The following is a 17,893-nucleotide window of genomic DNA, read 5'->3' as shown; positions in this document are numbered from 1 at the left end:
CCCGCCACGAGATGCTCGAGCTCGTCGTCGTCGAGGGCCGGGCGCGCGGCATCATCGCCCGCGACCTCGTTACCGGTGAGATCCAGACCCACCTCGCCGACGCCGTCGTCCTCGCCTCCGGCGGCTACGGCAACGTCTTCTACCTGTCGACCAACGCGATGGGCTCCAACGTCACCGCGAGCTGGCGGGCGCACCGCAAGGGCGCCTACATGGCCAACCCCTGCTACACGCAGATCCACCCGACCTGCATCCCGGTGGCGGGCGACCACCAGAGCAAGCTGACCCTGATGTCGGAGTCGCTGCGCAACGACGGCCGGATCTGGGTGCCGAAGAGCCGCGACGACTGCGACAAGGACCCCCGCCAGATCCCCGAGGCCGACCGCGACTACTACCTCGAGCGCATCTACCCGAGCTTCGGCAACCTCGTGCCGCGCGACATCGCGTCGCGCCAGGCGAAGAACGTCTGCGACGAGGGTCGCGGCGTCGGCCCGATGGTCGGCGACTTCCGTCGCGGCGTCTACCTCGACTTCGCCGACGCCATCGCCCGACTCGGCGAGGACGGCATCCGCGAGAAGTACGACAACCTCTTCGACATGTACGCGCGCATCACGGGTGAGAACCCCTACGAGGTGCCGATGCGGATCTACCCCGCCGTGCACTACGTGATGGGCGGCCTCTGGGTCGACTACCACCTGCAGTCCAACATCACCGGCCTGTTCGTGACCGGTGAGGCCAACTTCTCCGACCACGGCGCCAACCGCCTCGGCGCCTCGGCGCTGATGCAGGGCCTGGCCGACGGCTACTTCGTGCTGCCCAACACGATCCGCGACTACCTCGCCGACGGCCCGTTCCCGGCTGTCGACGAGAGCCACGAGGCCGTGGTGGAGGCGCGCCAGCAGGTCGAGTCGCGCATCGCGAAGCTGCTCTCGATCAACGGCACGCGCTCCGCGGACAGCTACCACAAGGAGCTGGGCCACATCATGTGGGAGTACTGCGGCATGGAGCGCTCCGAGCCCGGCCTGCGCAAGGCCATCGACATGATCAAGCAGCTCAAGGCCGACTTCTGGACCAACCTCAAGGTCCTCGGCACCAACGAGAGCCTCAACCAGAGCCTCGAGAAGGCCGGCCGCGTCGCCGACTTCATCGAGCTCGGCGAGCTCATGTGCGTCGACGCGCTCAACCGCCGCGAGTCCTGTGGTGGCCACTTCCGTGCCGAGTCCCAGACCGACGAGGGCGAGGCGCTGCGTCACGACGAGGAGTTCGCCTACGTCGCGGCCTGGGAGTTCGGCGGCGACGACGGGCAACCGGTGCTGCACAAGGAAGACCTGATCTACACGGCCATCGAGATGAAGCAGCGGAGCTACAAGTGAACCTCACCCTCAACATCTGGCGCCAGGCCCACAAGGACGCGGCCGGTGCGATGCACCAGTACCACGTCCAGGACATCTCCGAGGACATGAGCTTCCTGGAGATGCTCGACCTCCTCAACGAGGACCTCAACGAGAAGGGCGAGGACCCGGTCGCCTTCGACCACGACTGCCGCGAGGGCATCTGCGGATCGTGCGACCTGATGATCGACGGCCAGGCGCACGGCCCGGAGGTCACCACCACCTGCCAGCTGCACATGCGCTCCTTCAGGGACGGCCAGGAGATCACCATCGAGCCGTGGCGCGCCAACGCGTTCCCGGTCGTCAAGGACCTGGTCGTCGACCGCTCGGCGTTCGACCGGATCATCCAGGCCGGCGGCTACATCTCGGCCAACACCGGCTCGGCCCCCGAGGCCAACTCGGTGCCGGCCCCGCGCGACAAGGCCATGCGCGCCTTCAACGTCGCCACCTGCATCGGCTGCGGCGCCTGCGTCGCCGCCTGCCCCAACGGCTCGGCCTCGCTGTTCCTCGGCGCCAAGATCACCCACCTCGGTGAGCTGCCGCAGGGCCAGCCGGAGCGCTACACCCGCGTCGTCGACATGGTCGCCCAGCACGACCACGAGGGCTTCGGCGGGTGCACCAACATCGGCGAGTGCACGAGCGCCTGCCCCAAGGAGATCCCGCTCGACGTGATCTCCCAGCTCAACGCGGACCTCCGCACCGCGCTGCGTCAGGGCAAGTAGCCCCCGCTCCACCTGCACCACCCGCGCCACCGCGAAGGCCCGCCCGGTTCATCCGGGCGGGCCTTCGTGCTCCCCGGACCGACGGCCCACCTGCACGACCAGGTCACTCCTCGCTCACGCACGGTTCACGTCGCCTCGCGATCCTGCGGCATGACCCCGCCCCCCCTCCGAGGAGCTCCCGTCGTGCTGCGAGTCGTCGTACCTGCCCTGAACGAGGCCGAGAACCTGCGCGTGCTGGTGCCGCGCATCGTCACCGAGATCGACCTGTTCGCGCCCGGCGGCGGCGTGCTGGTCGTCGACGACGGCTCGAGCGACGACACCGGCAAGGTGATGGCCGAGCTCATGGCCGAGCTGCCCTCGGTGGAGCTGATCACCCTGCGCCACAACCTCGGCAAGGCCGCCGCGCTCCAGCGTGGCTTCGAGGCCGCGCTCGAGGACGGCGCCCAGGTGGTGGCCATGATGGACGCCGACGGTCAGGACGACCCGCGTGAGCTGGGCCGCCTGCTGGAGGCCGTCGAGCACGGGGCCGACCTGGTCACCGGCGCCCGCCTCCAGCGTCAGGACCGGTTGGTCAAGCGGCACACCTCGCGGCTCTACAACCGCGCCACCGCGATGTTGTCCGGAGCGCCGGGTCGCGACTTCAACTCAGGCTTCAAGATGATGCGCGCCGGCGTCGCGGCCGACGTCTCGCCGATGCTGTACGGCGAGATGCACCGCTACCTGACCGTCATCGCGCACGGGCTGGGCTACCGGGTGACCGAGGTGCCCGTGGAGCACCACCCACGCATGTCCGGGTCGAGCAAGTACGGCCTGACCCGCTTCTGGCGCGGCTTCGTGGACCTCCTGACCGTGCGCTTCCTGCTCAGCTACGAGCACCGGCCCTCCCACCTGTTCAGTGCCGTGGGTGCGACCAGCCTGCTCCTGGGCATGCTGACGCTGGGCTACCTCACGGTCGTGAAGCTGACCGGGCAGCCGATCGGCGAGCGACCGCTGCTGCTCGCGGGGGTCCTCCTCGTGGTGGTCGGGGTGCAGCTGGTGCTCTTCGGGCTGCTGGCCGAGCTGGTCGTCAACGCGCGCAACCGCGGGACGGAGCGGCGTACGTGAGGTTGCCGTCGGCCGTGCCGGCCCCCCGCCCGCTCGTGCTGCTCGCCGGCGTGGCGGTCGCGGTCGGTGTCGCCATGACCGTCGTCGGCGCCTGGCGCACGGGCGTCTCCTGGGACGAGACCTACCACGTGATGCGGATGCGCAACTATCTCGCGTCGGGGTGGTACCTCCTCGACGGCGACCTGCTCGCCGGCGAGCCCGGGCCCTGGGAGGACCAGCGCTACGTCTACGGCCCCGTCACCATGGGGCTTGCCCACCTGTGGTCCATGGCGTGGGGCCTGGAGGGCGCCGGGCAGGTCTCGAGCAGCCCGGAGGCCTTCGCGGCCCGGCACCTGGTCGTCGCCCTGATCTCCTTCGTCGGCGTCGCGTCCACCGCCGTGCTGACCCGGGTCGTCACCGGCCGCTGGACCTGGGCGCTCGTGGCGGCCGCCCTGCTGGTGTCGGTCCCGACCTGGACCGGGCACGCCATGTTCAACGTCAAGGACGTGCCGGTGGCCACCGGCTACACGCTCACGACGCTCGGGCTGGCCGTGCTGTGGGTCTCCTCGCGGCTGCGTCACCAGGCGGCAGGGTGCGCCACGATCGCCGCCGGCATCGTCCTGGCCGTGGGGACCCGTCCGGGCATCTGGCCAGGGCTGGTGCTGGCCGGGGCTCCGGTGGTGCTGCTCGCCCTGCGCCAGCGCGACCGGGTACGGCTCTCCCTCCTCGTCACCGCACTCGGCACCGCGGCCCTCGCCCTGGTCCTGGTCTACCCCGAGGCCTTCGGAGCTCCCGTCGACGCGCTGCTCGGCAGCGCCCTGGAGTCGTCGCGCTACGACGGCCGCCAGGGCGACTGGTGGTACCTCCCGCTGTTCCTCCTCATCGAGCTGCCGACGCTCCACCTCCTCCTGGGCGCGATCGGGGTCGTGGCGTGCGTGCGCCACTTCGCACGGGAGGACCAGCCGGCCGGTCGGCTGCGCCTGGTGCTGGTGCTCGTGCTGCTGCAGGCCCTGGCGCTCCCGGCGATCGCGGTCGCGCGGGAGTCCAACCTCTACACCGGCCTGCGCCAGCTCCTCTTCGCCGCCCCCGCGCTGGCGGTGCTCGCGACGCTCGGTGTCCAGGCCGTGCTGCGTGCGGGCCGGGGCCGGGGCGTCGTCCTGCGCCGGGCCGCACCGGCGCTGGTCGGGGTCGCCCTGGTCAGCCCGTTGGTCGCCCAGGCCCAGCTGTTCCCCTACAACTACGCCTACTCCAGCGAGCCGGCCACGATCGTCGGCCCGATGGCGGCGGCCCACGACCGGGAGTGGGAGATCCCCACCGACTACTGGCGCACCAGCGTCCGCGAGCTGGCGCCCCTCGTGCCCGTCGGTGGGCTGGTCACCTGCTCCCCGTCCTACGACGAGGAGGGTCGCTCGGTGCCCTACTCGCACGAGAGCCACCAGAACTGTGCGACCGACCCGGTCGGTCCGCTCGCGCCCTACGACGACGCGCGCTCGGCCAGCTGGCCGGACCCGCCCACGCAGTTCCTCGCGATCGACACGGGCACGGAGCTCACCGGCGCCAACTGCCGACCGTTGGCGGAGGTGACACGGCGGCTGCACTGGCGCACCGTGACGATGTCCTACGTCGCCTCGTGCGACCTCGTGCTGGAGCCCTATCCCCCGGCGGGACTGGTCTTCTCCGGCGACGGCACCGGCGGCCAGGTGCTGCTCGACGGGTGGTCGCAGCACCGCGCGGACCCCGGCATCGGGCTCCTCCCCGGCGCCGACCCCGCCCGCATCGGCCTCACCCTGCCCGGCGACCTCAGCGAGGGCCCGGTCGTCCTGCGGGCGACCACGACCGGGGCGTCCGAGGTGTCCGTGACCGCCAACGGCGCACCGGTGACCGTCACCACCTCCGGCACCACGCTGACGGCGCGCATCGACGCCGCCACCGTCCAGGCCTACGGCGAGGAGCGGCTCGTGCTGGGCTTCTCGGGCGCCGGGCTGAGACTGCTGACCCTGCGCCTGACGGGAGCCGCATCGTGAAGCGCGCCTACGTGGCCCTGCTGCGTGGCCTGCGGCTGCTGCTGCGGGTGACCGGGCTGCTCGGGCTGCTCGATCGGGCAGCGCGCCGCTGGCCCACGGCCCTGTGGGTCCGCTCGTGGTTCGCCGTCTACGACCTCGACGACCTGGTGGCGCTCGACGTGCCGTGGTGGACCTTCGAGGCCGGCGAGGCCGTCGACGCCTTCCTGCGGGCCCGACCTGGCGCGACGGTCTTCGAGTGGGGCTCCGGCGCCTCCACGGTGTGGCTGGGGCGGCGCAGCGGGACCGTGCACAGCGTCGAGCACGACGCCGACTGGGCGACGCGGATGACCCCGGTCCTCCCGCCGGGTGCCCACCTGCGGCTCGCCCCCGCCGTACGCGTGGACGGCCGGCCGGTCGTCGGCTCGGCGAAGCCCGGCTTCGACCACCTCGACTTCGCCGACTACGTCTCGGCGATCGACGACGTCCGCGGCGAGCTGGACCTGATCATCATCGACGGTCGTGCCCGCGAGCACTGCCTCGAGCGTGCCGTGGACCGGCTCTCCCCCGGCGGGCTGATCGTCCTCGACAACGTCGAGCGCGCCCGCTACCGCGACGCCCTCGCGCGACGTGACGACCTCGAGGTCCGGTGGACCCGCGGACGGACCCCGACCCTCCCCTACCCGACCCGCACGGCCCTGGTGTCCCGTCGGGACGCGCAGGTCGCGTCGTGAGGCCGTGGCTGAGGCGTCACGGCCTCGACGTGGCGCGGTGGGTCTTCCTCGCGGTGGTGCTGGTGGGCGCCTGGTGGGGCCTGCGTGGTCGCGGCGACGAGGTGGTCGCCGCGATCTCCACGACCTCACCCGTGGGCGTGGCGGTCGCGGCCGTCCTGGTCCTGCTCGGCCTGCTCGCCACCAGCGCGGCGTGGCTGGGCCTCCTCGAGGGCTTCGGGCACCGGTTGCCGGGCACCTCGGGACGCGCGGTGTTCTTCGTCGGACAGCTCGGGAAGTACATCCCCGGCTCGGTGTGGTCGATGGGCGCCCACGCCCAGCTGGCCCGCAGCCACGACGTCCCGCGCCGCGTCACGGTCAGCACCTCGCTGATGTTCCTCGCGCTCAACCTGGCCACGTCCGGCCTGGTCGTCGGCGCCGCGGTCCTGGCCGGCACCTGGCAGTCGGTGCTGCCCCGGTGGGCGGTGCTCCTGGGCGTCGGCGCCTGCCTCGTGGGGCTCACCCCACCCGTGGTCAACCGTGTCGGCAGCCTGCTGAGCCTGCGCGCAGGGGAGCTGCGCCTGCGCGGGCGCGACCTCGTGCGACTGGTGGTGCTCATGGCCTTCACCTGGAGCTGCTACGCCGGGATCATCGTCGCGGTCGCACCCCAGCCGGACGCCGGTCTCTTCCCGCTGGCCGCCGGCGCGTTCGCCCTCGCGTACGCCGTCGGCGTGCTCGTGGTCGTGGCACCGGCCGGGGTCGGGGCCCGCGAGGTCACGCTGATCGCCCTGCTGGCCCCGGTCCTCGGGGTCGCCGGCGCCACGGGCGTGGCCCTGCTGACCCGCGTGCTGCACAGCGGGGGCGACCTGCTGCTGGCGCTGCTGGCCTGGCTGCACGACCGCTCTCGCGGTCAGGTCGCGCGCCGGGACCTCACCGGGTCTGCTTGAAGGCCTTCCAGCCCAGGGAGCCGAGGAGCCCGGCGATGGCGACGTTGACCACGATCAGGATCGAGTGGGCGACCCAGTATCCGGTGGCGCGCTCCTCGCCCGATTCGTAGGCCGACCACAGGGTGCGGGCGAACTGCCCGAAGGTGACGACGTTCCATGCCGCCACGGCCAGCAGCAGGACGGCGTGCTTGCGCTCGAACCTCATCGACGATCCTTCTTCCTCAGCACGGCGGTCACGGCGAGCATCGCCGCGGCACCACCGACGAACGGGCCCTTCCAGGATCCGCCACCGCCCTGAGCGGCTCCTGAGGACGCGCCGACGGCGGTCAGGGCGGGCAGGTCGCTCAGCGAGGGGACCTGCGGGCCCTGCATCATCATCGGCTCCTCGACCCGGGCCGCGCGCGCCTCCGGAGAGGTGTGCGCCCACGCGGCGGCGTAGAGCACCACCCGCGAGAAGTAGTTGATCCACACCACCAGGATGAGCGCGATGCCGAACGCCTGGAAGGCGGGCTGGCCCTGCGTGGCGGCGAGGAGACGACCCGAGAGCAGCTTGAGCAGCTCGAAGCCCACCGCGCCGAGGATCGCCCCGGAGACCAGGGAGCGGCGCGGCGTGTGCGGGTCGGCGAGCAGCCGGAAGAGCGCCAGGAAGAGCAGGGTCGAGGCCACCAGGCCGAAGCCCACGCCGAGCACCCACAGCAGCGGCTCGAGGGCGACGCCGAGACCGATCCACTCCAGGATCTGCCCGGAGAAGCCGGACACCAGGCCGGACACACCGACGCTGAGGAACAGCGTGACGCCGACAGCTGCGAGGGTCATCAGGTCGCGCAGCTTGCCGACCACGAAGCTGGGCTGCTCGAAGCTCGGCAGCTCGAAGGCGACGAGCAGGGCGTCGCGCAGGCTCGAGAGCCAGCCCAGGCCGGCGTAGAGCACGCCGAGCAGGCCGAAGCCGACGGCGGTGCCGGCGGCGTCCTCGATCTGCGTCAGCGAGATCTGCCCCTCCTTGTTGCCGATCATCTTCGGGAAGACCTGCTCGATGGCCTCGAGCGTCGCGACACGGGCGTCGGGATAGAGGTAGGAGACCCAGCCGATGACCGCGAAGGACAGCGCCAGGATCGGGAAGAAGGAGAGGAAGCCGAAGTAGGTGACCGCCCCGGCCTGCTGGCCGGACTTCACCGCGCCGTAGTGCTCCTGCATGCGCACGACGTGGTCGACCGCGGGACGCCGCTCGCGCAGGGCGGCGAGGCGTTCGGTGAGTCGTTGCTTGAGGGAGGCCATGCGGAGGTCACCTGCCGAGAGAGGGCCGAGGAGTCGGCCGAGGATGGGCGCCGGGGACGGTCGGGCTCAGTCTGCCGGTCGCAGCGGGAAGTCGCGGGTCGGTTGCCACCCCTGCTGCTTGTCGTGGACGTAGAGGTGGAAGGACGTCACGGGGAACTCGCACTCGAAGTCCGCCAGCTCGGCGAAGGCCTGGTCGAGGCGGTCGTCGTCGAGGTGGTGCGCGACGGTGACGTGCGGGTGGTAGGGGAACGCCAAGTCGGTGCTCAGCGGCCCGCTGCGCACCGCCTCCGCGAGCTGCTCGCACTGCGAGATGCCCTCGACCAGCGTCACGAACACCACTGGTGAGACCGGCCGGAAGGTGCCGGTGCCGCGCAGGTGGACCCCGAAGGTCCCGACCTGGTGAGCCGCCTGCTCCAGGTGGGTCTCGATCTCCTCGACCGTGCCGTCGGCGATGTCCGAGGGCGGGACCAGGGTGATGTGGGTCGGGATCATCGTCGCCGTGGTGTCGCCGACGGACGTCCGGTAGTCCTGCAGCTCGGTGGCCCAGGGCTCCGGGATGGCTACGGCCACTCCGATTGTCGGCATCGTCGCGACTCTAGCGGGCGGCCGCGACGAAGCCGACGCGCTGGTAGACGTCGCGCAGGGTCGCCTCGGCGACCGCGCCGGCCTGCTCCGCGCCCTGGCGCAGGACCTCGGTGAGGTGGGCCTGGTCGTCGAGCAGCTCCAGGGTGCGTTCGCGGAACGGCGTCACGAAGTCGACCACGACGTCGGCGAGGTCGCCCTTCAGGTCGCCGTAGCCCTTGCCGGCGTACTGCTGCTGGATCGCGGTCGGCGCGTGGCCGGTGAGCGCGGAGAAGATCGTCAGCAGGTTGCTGACCCCGGGCTTGGTCTCGGGGTCGAAGCGGATCTCGGCGTCGGAGTCGGTGACGGCCGAGCGGATCTTCTTGGCGCTGACCTTGGGTTCGTCCAGCATCTCGATGATCCCGGCCGGCGAGGAGGCCGACTTCGACATCTTGGCCGTGGGGTTCTGCAGGTCGCCGATCTTGGCGGTGGCCTTGAGGATGTAGGGCTCGGGGAGCCGGAAGGTCTTCTTGTAACGGTGGTTGAACCGTTGCGCGAGGTCGCGGGTCAGCTCGAGGTGCTGGCGCTGGTCCTCACCGACAGGCACGTAGTGGGGCCGGTAGAGCAGGATGTCGGCGGCTTGCAGGATCGGGTAGGTGAACAGGCCGACCGAGGCCGCCCCCTCCCCCTGCTTGGACGACTTGTCCTTGAACTGCGTCATCCGGCGCGCCTCGCCGAAGCCGGTCAGGCAGGTGAGCACCCAGCCGAGCTGGGCGTGCGCCGGGACCTGGCTCTGCACGAAGATCGCCGAGCGCGCGGGGTCGATGCCCATCGCGAGCAGCTGGGCGGCCGCCCGCAGGGTGCGCTCGCGCAGCACCTTGGGGTCCTGCTCGACGGTGATGGCGTGCTGGTCGGCGATGAAGAAGAACGGCTGGTGGTCACGCTGGAGGTCGACCCACTGACGCAGGGCACCGAGGTAGTTGCCGAAGTGGAAGGAGTCGGCCGTGGGCTGGATCCCCGAGAGCACGCGGGGGCGGGCGCCACCCGACACCGCCGAGGGGACCTCGACCTGCGGGTCGGTGGTCGGAGCGGACATGTCACGCATTCTGTCAGGGTGGGGGCCCTGACCGACATCGGGGGCGATGACCGGAGGGTTAACGGTTTGCCCGGCGCCGTGCTGGTTGGCAGGGTTCTTGCATGTCGCTCCCTCCCACCCTCACCGACGGCGTCGTCACCCTCCGGGCCCACACCCCCGAGGACGCCGCGGGAGTCGTGGAGCAGTGCCTGGACCCGCTCTCGCAGCAGTGGACGGCCGTCCCGGTGCCCTACACGCGGGCGGACGCCGAGACCTACGTCAACGAGGTCTGCCCCGTCGGGTGGCTCTCCGACACCGAGTGGGCCTTCGCGGTCGAGGCCGAGGGCCGCTTCGCGGGCACCGTCTCGCTGCGCAACGAGGGCCACCGTCGCGCCGAGATCGCCTACGGCGCGCACCCGTGGGCTCGCGGCACCGGCCACCTGGAGCGCGCGGTGCGGCTGCTGCTCGACTGGGGCTTCACCGAGCGCGACCTCACGACGGTCGTGTGGTGGACGCGCCAGGGCAACTGGGCCTCGCGCAAGCTTGCCTGGAAGGTCGGCATCGAGGTCGAGGGCGTCGTACGACGATGGGTGACGCAGCGCGGCGAGTCCTACCCGTCATGGGTGGGGACGCTCCTGCGCGAGGACGACCGCGAGCCGTCCTCGCCGTGGCTGGAGTGCCCGGTGCTCGTCGAGGACGGGGTGCGCCTGCGCCCGATCGTCGCCGCCGACGCTGCTCGCATCCAGGAGGCGTGCTCCGAGGCCCGCGCACAGCACTGGCTGGGGCAGCTCCCGAGCCCCTACACCGTCGACGACGCGCTCGCCTACGTCGAGACGCGCACCCAGCAGCTCGCGGAGGGCACCGGTGTCACCTGGGCGGTCACCGCTCCCGACGACGACCTCCTGCTCGCGACGATCGGGTGGTTCAACCACGTCGCCGGCGCGGAGTGCGAGATCGGCTACTGGACCCACCCCGACGCCCGGGGCCGGGGGCTGATGACCCGGGCCATGGGCGTGGTCGCCCGGCACGTCGTGGCCGAGCTGGGCGTCGCGCGGGTCACGGCCTACGCCGCCGTCGACAACACGGCCTCACGGCGGGTGATCGAGGCCAACGGCCTGCGTCAGTACGGCGTCGAGCGACTCGGGATCCAGCTGCGGGACGGCCGCGCCGACATGGCGCTCTACGACGTGCTGGCCGCCGAGGTGCCGCCGCTCACGCGCTGACGGGCTCGCGGCGGTTGCTGCGCAGCTGGGCACGCGCCGAGAAGACGAGCACGACGAAGCCCGCGACCGACAGTCCGACCCCGACGAGGGCAGGCGCGCGGTAGCCGTAGCCGGCCGCGATCACCAGACCACCGAGCCAGGCGCCGAGCGCGTTGGCGACGTTGAGGGCCGCGTGGTTCATGGCGGCGCCGAGGGTCTGGGCGTCGCCGGCCACGTCCATCAGCCGGAGCTGGAGGTTGACGACCAGCACGGAGCCGATCGTCGTGATGCCGAACGCGACCGGGAGGAGCAGCCAGCCGTGCGGGGCGGCGAGGAAGAAGAGCACGAGCAGCGCACCCATGCCGACCGAGGAGCCCAGCAGGGACTTCATGATCGACCAGTCGGCGAGCTCACCGGCGACCCAGGTGCCGGCGACCATGCCGAGGCCGAAGAACAGCAGGAAGACCGGCACGGCACCGTCGCCGAGACCGCCGAGCTCGGTGACGGTGGGCGCGATGTAGGAGAACACGGCGAACATGCCCCCGAAGCCGACCGCACCCACGAGCAGCGTCAGCCACACCTGTGGCTTGGAGAAGGCCGCCAGCTCGCGACGACCGGTCGCCTGGCTGTCACCGGGGATCGAGGGCACGAAGGCCAGGATCATCGCGACCGTCACCAGCGCGAGGATCGAGACCGCCCAGAACGCCGCGCGCCAGCCGAGGTGCTGGCCCAGCCAGGTGGTGGCCGGCACGCCGACGACGTTGGCGACCGACAGGCCGAGCATGACCATCGCGACCGCGCGTCCCTTGCGCTCGGGCGGCGCGAGGCTGGCCGCGACCAGGGACGCCACGCCGAAGTAGGCCCCGTGCGGCAGACCGTCGAAGAACCGGGCAAGGGCGAGCAGCTCGAAGCTCGTCGCCAGCGCGCTGAGCGCGTTGAACACGGCGTACGCCGCCATGAGGGCGACGAGCAGTCCCCGACGCGGCCACGTGGCACCGAGGAACGCGAGGACCGGCGCCCCCACCACGACGCCGAGGGCGTAGGCGGAGATCACGTGGCCGGCCGTGGGGATCGAGACGTCGACCCCACCGGCGATCTCGCGGATCAGGCCCATCGTCACGAACTCGGTCGTGCCGATCGCGAAGCCGCCCATCGCCAGCGCCAGCACGGCCAGGGCGAAGTGCGGGGCCCGCCTGGGCCTGGGCGAGGTGGTCCCGAGGGTCGTCGACATCGTCACCCATCCTCCAACCGCCGCCCCGCGTGCTCCTATTCCTCAGGGCTGCTCACGGTGGTGACGTGCAGCACGAGGCGGCCGGTTCTCAGCAGAGGTTGCCGAAGTCCTCGACCGCGGTGTCGAGCTCGGCCTCGGCGTCGGCCACGGCCTGGTCGTCGACCGGCGTCCCCTCGCGGGCGGCGTCGGCCTGCTCGACGAGCTTGTCGAGCGCCTCGCGGGCCTGGGTGATCTTGCCGCCCGTCTCGCCGTCGACGCGCCCCTCCAGGGCCTGCAACGAGTCACGCAGGGCCGTCAGCTCACGGCGGGCGGCCTGCGGGTCGGCGTCGAGCCCCTCGACGGCCTGCTTGGCCTGGTCGCCGGCCTCGTCCATCGCCGTGCGCGCCACGGAGCAGGCCGCGTCGCTGGCGGTGTCGCGGGCCAGGTCCTCCACGTCGGAGCAGCCGACGAGGGTGAGGGAGAGCAGCAGGGCGGTGGCGACGGCGAGGCTCTTCATGAGGGGCACGCTAGCCGAGTCGGCGCAATGTCACAGCACGGGCAACATCGCGCCGACTCGGCGAGGGGTGGTGCGGGTCAGAGCGCGGCGAGCGCCTCGTTGAGCGTCGTCGAGGGACGCATCACGGCCTCCGCCTTGGCATCGTCGGGCTGGTAGTAGCCACCGATGTCGGCCGGGTGCCCCTGGACCGCGTTGAGCTCGTCGACGATCTTCTCGGCGTCGGCGGACAGCGACTCGGCGAAGGGCTTGAAGACGGCCGCGAGGTCGGTGTCCTCGGTCTGCGCCGCGATCTCCTGGGCCCAGTAGAGCGCCAGGAAGAAGTGCGAGCCGCGGTTGTCGATGCCACCGATGCGACGGGTGGGCGACTTGTCCTCGTTGAGGAACGTCTCGGTCGCCTTGTCGAGCGTCGCGGCGAGGACCTTCGCGCCCTTGTTGTCCGCGAAGTCGGCGAGGTGGTCGAGGCTCGCGGCGAGCGCGAAGAACTCACCGAGGCTGTCCCAGCGCAGGTAGTTCTCCTTGACCAGCTGCTGCACGTGCTTGGGGGCCGAGCCGCCGGCGCCGGTCTCGAAGAGACCACCGCCGTTCATCAGCGGGACCACCGACAGCATCTTGGCCGACGTGCCGAGCTCGAGGATCGGGAACAGGTCGGTGTTGTAGTCGCGCAGCACGTTGCCGGTCACCGAGATGGTGTCCTCGCCCCTGCGGATCCGCTCGAGGGAGTAGGCCGTGGCGTCGGCCGGCTTCATGATCTCGATCGTGAGGCCCTCGGTGTCGTGCTCGGGGAGGTAGTCGGCGATCTTGGCGATCAGGTTGGCGTCGTGGGCGCGGGCCTCGTCGAGCCAGAAGATCGCGGGCACGCCGGTGGCGCGGGCGCGCGTGACGGCGAGCTTGACCCAGTCGCGGATCGGGGCGTCCTTGGTCTGGCAGGCGCGCCAGATGTCACCGGGCTCGACGGTGTGCTCGATCAGTGCCTCACCGGCGGCGTTGAGGACCCGGACGGTGCCGGCGGCCGGCACCTCGAAGGTCTTGTCGTGCGAGCCGTACTCCTCGGCCGCCTTGGCCATCAGGCCGACGTTGGGGACCGAGCCCATGGTGGCCGGGTCGAAGGCGCCGTGGGCGCGGCAGTCGTCGATCGTCGTCTGGTAGACGCCGGCGTAGGAGGAGTCCGGGATCACCGCGAGGGTGTCGGCCTCCTCGCCGTCGGGGCCCCACATGTGGCCCGACGTCCGGATCATGGCGGGCATCGAGGCGTCGATGATGACGTCGGACGGCACGTGCAGGTTGGTGATGCCCTTGTCGGAGTCCACCATCGCCATGGTCGGGCCGTCGGCCAGGCCCTGGTCGATGGCGGCCTTGATGGCGTCACCGTCGGGGAGCTGCGCGACCGCGTTGAGCAGGGCACCGAGGCCGTCGTTGGGCGAGATGCCCGCGGCGGCCAGCTGCTCGCCGTACTGCTCGAAGAGCGTCGGGAAGAACGCCTGCACGACGTGGCCGAAGATGATCGGGTCGGAGACCTTCATCATCGTGGCCTTGAGGTGCACCGAGAACAGCACGTCCTCGGCCTTGGCGCGGGCGATCTGCTCGGTGAGGAAGCGGCGCAGGGCCGCGACGCTCATGAACGTGCCGTCGACGACCTCACCGGCCAGGACGGGGATCGACTCCTTGAGCACGGTGACGGTGCCGTCGGCGCCGACGTGCTCGATGCGCAGCGTGTCGTCGGCCGGGATCACGACGCTCAGCTCGTTGGAGAAGAAGTCGCCCTGGTCCATGGTCGCGACGTTGGTCTTGGACTCGGGGGTCCAGGCGCCCATGCGGTGCGGGTGGGCCTTGGCGTAGTTCTTGACCGACAGCGGCGCGCGGCGGTCGGAGTTGCCCTCGCGCAGGACCGGGTTGACCGCGGAGCCCTTGACCTTGTCGTAGGCGGCGCGAGCGGCCTTGTCCTCAGCCGAGTCGGCGCTCTCGGGGAAGTCCGGGATGTCGTAGCCCTTGTCCTGCAGCTCCTTGATCGCGGCCTTGAGCTGCGGCACGGAGGCGGAGACGTTGGGCAGCTTGATGATGTTGGCCTCGGGCGTCGTGGCCAGGTCACCGAGCTCGGCGAGGGCGTCGTCGACGCGCTGCTCGTCGGTCAGCCGGTCCGGGAACTGCGCGAGGATGCGCCCGGCGAGGGAGATGTCGCGCGTCTCGACCTCCACGCCGGCCTTCGCGGCGTAGGCCGCGATGATCGGGAGGAAGGAGTACGTCGCGAGCAGCGGCGCCTCGTCGGTGTGGGTGTAGATGATCTTGGCCATGTCCTGCGGCTCCTGAAACGGTGGCGAGTGGACGAAAAGTTCCTTGACGTCAAGATACCTGACCGGGCGGTCGAGGTCCGACCCGGCCAGCCTCGCACCCCGGGCGTCGGTGCGGCAACGGAGGCGCACGCGGGGTGGTGGCGGTGGGGGTGGCGGTGGTGGTGGCGGTCGGCGGCCGCGCCGTCGTGGCGCCCTCGCGGCAGGGTCCGTCAGGTCTAGAGTGCTCGCGTCTCGAGGTTTCACACCGCTCGTCCCAGGGGAAGGCACGCCCATGACTGAAACTCCCACCCCACCCACCACGGCCCAGAAGTTCAGCGCCGAGGTGATCGGCACCTTCGTCCTGGTGCTCTTCGGCTGCGGCACGGCCGTCTTCACCGGTGTCGACCTGGTCGCCACCGGGCTCGCCTTCGGCCTCGCCGTGATGCTCATGGCCTACGCCGTGGGCCGCGTCTCGGGCGGGCACTTCAACCCCGCGGTCACGCTCGGCGCCATCATCGGTGGCCGGCTGCCGTGGAGCCAGGCCGGCCTCTACATGGGGGCCCAGGTCCTCGGCGGCCTGCTGGGCGGCGGCGTCCTGCTCGTCCTGCTCCTGGGCGTCGACGGATTCTCGGCCTTCGACGACTCCATCGGCGCCAACGGGTGGGGCGACGACGGCACCGGCTACGCCCTCTGGGCGGCCCTGCTCATCGAGCTCGTCCTCACCGCCATCTTCGTCTTCGTCATCCTCGCCGTCACCGACGAGCGCAACGAGCACCCCGCCATGGCCCCGCTGGTCATCGGCCTGACGCTGACGGTCATCCACTTCGTCGCGATCAACGCCACCGGCACCTCGGTCAACCCGGCCCGCTCGATCGGCGCTGCGGCCTTCAGCGGTCCCGACCCGCTCATCCAGCTCTGGGTCTTCATCCTCGCGCCGCTCCTCGGTGGTCTCGCCGGCGGCTTCCTCTACCCCGCGGTCTTCGGTCGCGCCACCGACCCGGTGCCCGGCTCGGGCTTCAGCTTCGGCTCGCGTCCGGCCGCGGCGGCCGTGCCCGGCTACGGCATGCCCGACCAGTACCAGCAGCAGTGGAACCAGCAGAACCCCGCCTACCCCGCCGCCACCCAGGCTCCGGCCCAGGCCACCCAGACCTCGATGCCCACGCCTGCCGCGCAGCAGACGCCGCAGGCGGCCCAGGGCGGGCAGGCCGCGCAGTCCGGGTGGGGCGAGCAGCCGATCATCCAGGACGGCTGGCAGTGGGACCCGCAGGCCCAGCAGTGGATCCCGGCCCAGCAGCAGGCGCCGCAGGCCCCGCAGGCCCAGTGGCCCTCTGCCGACCAGGGGGCCGGCCAGGGGGCCGACCAGGGCGGCGGCCAGACCCAGATCCGGCCGCCCGAGGGGCACTAGCGCTTCAGCTGTCGGCCTCGATCGTCGTGGCCGACAGGTCGAGCGTCTCGTCCGAGGCGCCGGTCAGGGTCTCTCGGTGGACCAGGCCGGCGCCTCGTGCGTAGAAGCCGCGCTGCACCAGGCCGTCCGGGGTGCTGACGTCGATGACGACCATGTCCTCGAGCTCCCCGAGCACGGTGTCCGCGGTCCCGTTCAGGGCAGCCACCGCGGCGGTGAGGCCCTCGCTGCCCGGGACGAGCGCCTGGCGGTAGCCGTCACCGACCCGCGGGGTGGCGAGCATCGCGATGCCGGCCTCGGCACCGTCCTGACCGGCCTCCCACTCGCCCTCCCGGCCGAGCCACCACACGTTGCCGCGAATGTCCTGGGCGTAGTAGTCGGTGGTGGGCGTCGTGGTCCAGCCCTCGACGTCGACCTCGCCCGGACCGGGAGCGGTGAAGGTCGCCACGGTCTCGACGGCTGTCGCGCTGACCCCGGCGATGGCGACCGGCGCATCGGCCACGGTCACGACCACTCCTCCCCCGGGTCCGCCGGTGACCTCGTAGGCCCAGCGCGCCCCGGGGCTCAGCGGCAGCCACGGGTTGTCGACCTCGTCGACGTAGTCGGCCGGGTCCGGGCTCGGCGTCGGCACCGTGAGCTCGTCCACGCCGGCGGGCGGGCTCGGGTCCGAGGCGGTGCCGCACCCCGTGCCCAGGGCGAGGACGGCGACCGCCGCGACCGCTCGTCGTACGACGCGGGGAGCGTGGTGGGTCATGGCGCCATCGTCTCTCACCCCTACGACCCCGGTCATCCTGGGCGCCTGCGCGCTGCTAGCGTCGGCCGGGATCCACCCACCGTCTGTCACGCCCCGTTCCTGCCTTGAGGAGTACCCCGTGAGCACAACCCCGTTGAAGGTCGCCGTCACCGGTGCCGCCGGCCAGATCGGCTACAGCCTGCTCTTCCGCCTCGCGAGCGGCTCGCTGCTCGGAGACCGGCCCATCGAGCTGCGCCTGCTCGAGATCACGCCCGCCCTCAAGGCCCTCGAGGGTGTCGTCATGGAGCTCGACGACTGCGCCTTCCCCGGCCTCGCCGGTGTCGAGATCGGCGACGACGCCGAGAAGATCTTCGACGGCGTCAACCTCGCCCTCCTCGTCGGCGCGCGCCCGCGCGGTCCGGGCATGGAGCGCGGCGACCTGCTCTCGGCCAACGGCGCGATCTTCACCGCGCAGGGCAAGGCCCTCAACGCCGTCGCCGCCGACGACGTCCGCATCGGCGTGACCGGCAACCCGGCCAACACCAACGCCCTCATCGCGATGACCAACGCCCCCGACATTCCGCGCGAGCGCTTCTCGGCGCTGACCCGCCTCGACCACAACCGCGCGATCTCGCAGCTCGCGGCCAAGACGGGCGCCTCGGTCACCGACATCAAGAAGATGACGATCTGGGGCAACCACTCCGCCACCCAGTACCCCGACCTCTTCCACGCCGAGGTCGGCGGCAGGAACGCCGCCGAGGTCGTGGGCGACCAGGCCTGGATCGAGAACGACTTCATCCC

The 17,893-nt window shown here is 71.6% G+C and carries 17 protein-coding genes; 9 read left to right on the top strand and 8 right to left on the bottom strand.

From position 1 onward, the window contains the following. The 6 genes from sdhA to RMN98_RS13240 all read left to right on the top strand — a co-directional run. A partial coding sequence (gene sdhA / locus RMN98_RS13265) for a succinate dehydrogenase (quinone) flavoprotein subunit (RefSeq protein WP_309649290.1) occupies positions 1–1,370 on the top strand: 1,370 nt, incomplete at its 5' end. Continuing rightward, the gene (locus tag RMN98_RS13260; RefSeq protein WP_309649289.1) at positions 1,367–2,110 is read left to right on the top strand and encodes a succinate dehydrogenase/fumarate reductase iron-sulfur subunit; all 744 of its coding nucleotides are present in this window, start codon (positions 1,367–1,369) and stop codon (positions 2,108–2,110) included. The genes sdhA and RMN98_RS13260, both read left to right, overlap by 4 nt. Positions 2,111–2,293: 183 nt before the next feature. Next, the gene (locus RMN98_RS13255; RefSeq protein WP_309649288.1) at positions 2,294–3,214 is read left to right on the top strand and encodes a glycosyltransferase family 2 protein; all 921 of its coding nucleotides are present in this window, start codon (positions 2,294–2,296) and stop codon (positions 3,212–3,214) included. 14 nt (positions 3,215–3,228) lie between these two features. Continuing rightward, a complete protein-coding gene (locus RMN98_RS13250) occupies positions 3,229–5,217 on the top strand; it encodes a hypothetical protein (RefSeq protein ID WP_309649287.1) in 1,989 nt (662 codons plus the stop codon). Then, complete coding sequence (locus RMN98_RS13245; protein ID WP_309649286.1) at positions 5,214–5,927, top strand: class I SAM-dependent methyltransferase; 714 nt, start codon at positions 5,214–5,216, stop codon at positions 5,925–5,927. Before RMN98_RS13250 ends, RMN98_RS13245 begins: the two co-directional genes overlap by 4 nt. Continuing rightward, positions 5,924–6,850, top strand: a complete 927-nt coding sequence (locus RMN98_RS13240) for a lysylphosphatidylglycerol synthase domain-containing protein (RefSeq protein ID WP_309649285.1) — start codon at positions 5,924–5,926, stop codon at positions 6,848–6,850. Before RMN98_RS13245 ends, RMN98_RS13240 begins: the two co-directional genes overlap by 4 nt. Here the strand turns inward: RMN98_RS13240 and RMN98_RS13235 are convergent. From RMN98_RS13235 to trpS, 4 genes are all read right to left on the bottom strand, one after another. Then, the gene (locus RMN98_RS13235) at positions 6,834–7,055 is read right to left on the bottom strand and encodes an SCO4848 family membrane protein (RefSeq protein ID WP_309649284.1); all 222 of its coding nucleotides are present in this window, start codon (positions 7,053–7,055) and stop codon (positions 6,834–6,836) included. The genes RMN98_RS13240 and RMN98_RS13235 overlap by 17 nt on opposite strands. Beyond that, complete coding sequence (locus RMN98_RS13230; RefSeq protein WP_309649283.1) at positions 7,052–8,125, bottom strand: YihY/virulence factor BrkB family protein; 1,074 nt, start codon at positions 8,123–8,125, stop codon at positions 7,052–7,054. The genes RMN98_RS13235 and RMN98_RS13230 overlap by 4 nt, the downstream gene beginning before the upstream one ends. A gap of 66 nt (positions 8,126–8,191) precedes the next feature. After that, entirely contained in the window at positions 8,192–8,710 is a 519-nt protein-coding gene (locus RMN98_RS13225) for a 2'-5' RNA ligase family protein (RefSeq protein ID WP_309649282.1), read from the bottom strand. A gap of 10 nt (positions 8,711–8,720) precedes the next feature. Beyond that, complete coding sequence (gene trpS, locus RMN98_RS13220) at positions 8,721–9,782, bottom strand: tryptophan--tRNA ligase (protein ID WP_309649281.1); 1,062 nt, start codon at positions 9,780–9,782, stop codon at positions 8,721–8,723. Positions 9,783–9,883: 101 nt separating this feature from the next. On the opposite strand from trpS, the gene RMN98_RS13215 reads away from it, so the two are divergent. Continuing rightward, positions 9,884–10,984 (top strand): GNAT family N-acetyltransferase, encoded by a 1,101-nt coding sequence (locus RMN98_RS13215; protein ID WP_309649280.1) that lies wholly within the window; start codon positions 9,884–9,886, stop codon positions 10,982–10,984. Here RMN98_RS13215 and RMN98_RS13210 read toward each other — a convergent pair. The 3 genes from RMN98_RS13210 to RMN98_RS13200 all read right to left on the bottom strand — a co-directional run bounded on the left by RMN98_RS13210 (position 10,974) and on the right by RMN98_RS13200 (position 14,978). After that, positions 10,974–12,194 (bottom strand): MFS transporter, encoded by a 1,221-nt coding sequence (locus RMN98_RS13210; RefSeq protein WP_309649279.1) that lies wholly within the window; start codon positions 12,192–12,194, stop codon positions 10,974–10,976. The two genes, RMN98_RS13215 and RMN98_RS13210, sit on opposite strands and share 11 nt — an antisense overlap. Before the next feature lie 88 nt (positions 12,195–12,282). After that, on the bottom strand, positions 12,283–12,690 hold the full coding sequence (locus RMN98_RS13205) for a hypothetical protein (protein WP_309649278.1): 408 nt from the start codon (positions 12,688–12,690) through the stop codon (positions 12,283–12,285). A gap of 77 nt (positions 12,691–12,767) precedes the next feature. Then, positions 12,768–14,978, bottom strand: coding sequence for an NADP-dependent isocitrate dehydrogenase (locus tag RMN98_RS13200; RefSeq protein WP_309649277.1), 2,211 nt, complete (start codon positions 14,976–14,978; stop codon positions 12,768–12,770). A 271-nt stretch (positions 14,979–15,249) separates the two neighbouring features. Here RMN98_RS13200 and RMN98_RS13195 point away from each other — a divergent pair, with 271 nt between their 5' ends. Continuing rightward, positions 15,250–16,362 (top strand): MIP family channel protein, encoded by a 1,113-nt coding sequence (locus RMN98_RS13195; protein ID WP_309649276.1) that lies wholly within the window; start codon positions 15,250–15,252, stop codon positions 16,360–16,362. Positions 16,363–16,366: 4 nt separating this feature from the next. Here the strand turns inward: RMN98_RS13195 and RMN98_RS13190 are convergent, their stop codons facing one another. After that, positions 16,367–17,113 carry a hypothetical protein gene (locus RMN98_RS13190; protein WP_309649275.1) on the bottom strand — a complete coding sequence of 249 codons (747 nt, stop codon included), beginning with the start codon at positions 17,111–17,113 and terminating at the stop codon, positions 16,367–16,369. A gap of 118 nt (positions 17,114–17,231) precedes the next feature. On the opposite strand from RMN98_RS13190, the gene RMN98_RS13185 reads away from it, so the two are divergent. Beyond that, the coding region (locus tag RMN98_RS13185) for a malate dehydrogenase (protein ID WP_309649274.1) at positions 17,232–17,893 on the top strand (662 nt) is incomplete at its 3' end.

The organism is Nocardioides sp. (assembly GCF_031397825.1).
Lineage (GTDB): Bacteria > Actinomycetota > Actinomycetes > Propionibacteriales > Nocardioidaceae > Nocardioides.
The sequence above is the reverse complement of the archived record's forward strand: the minus strand, read 5'-3'. Positions and strand labels throughout refer to the sequence as shown.

What these genes read in the sequence shown, in the direction of transcription:
- RMN98_RS13235 (WP_309649284.1), bottom strand. Translation starts at nt 7,055, where the DNA reads ATGAGGTTCGAGCGCAAGCACGCCGTCCTGCTGCTGGCCGTGGCGGCA.
- RMN98_RS13230 (WP_309649283.1), bottom strand. Translation starts at nt 8,125, where the DNA reads ATGGCCTCCCTCAAGCAACGACTCACCGAACGCCTCGCCGCCCTGCGC.
- RMN98_RS13225 (WP_309649282.1), bottom strand. Translation starts at nt 8,710, where the DNA reads ATGCCGACAATCGGAGTGGCCGTAGCCATCCCGGAGCCCTGGGCCACC.
- trpS (WP_309649281.1), bottom strand. Translation starts at nt 9,782, where the DNA reads ATGTCCGCTCCGACCACCGACCCGCAGGTCGAGGTCCCCTCGGCGGTG.
- RMN98_RS13215 (WP_309649280.1), top strand. Translation starts at nt 9,884, where the DNA reads ATGTCGCTCCCTCCCACCCTCACCGACGGCGTCGTCACCCTCCGGGCC.
- RMN98_RS13210 (WP_309649279.1), bottom strand. Translation starts at nt 12,194, where the DNA reads ATGTCGACGACCCTCGGGACCACCTCGCCCAGGCCCAGGCGGGCCCCG.
- RMN98_RS13205 (WP_309649278.1), bottom strand. Translation starts at nt 12,690, where the DNA reads ATGAAGAGCCTCGCCGTCGCCACCGCCCTGCTGCTCTCCCTCACCCTC.
- RMN98_RS13200 (WP_309649277.1), bottom strand. Translation starts at nt 14,978, where the DNA reads ATGGCCAAGATCATCTACACCCACACCGACGAGGCGCCGCTGCTCGCG.
- RMN98_RS13195 (WP_309649276.1), top strand. Translation starts at nt 15,250, where the DNA reads ATGACTGAAACTCCCACCCCACCCACCACGGCCCAGAAGTTCAGCGCC.
- RMN98_RS13190 (WP_309649275.1), bottom strand. Translation starts at nt 17,113, where the DNA reads ATGACCCACCACGCTCCCCGCGTCGTACGACGAGCGGTCGCGGCGGTC.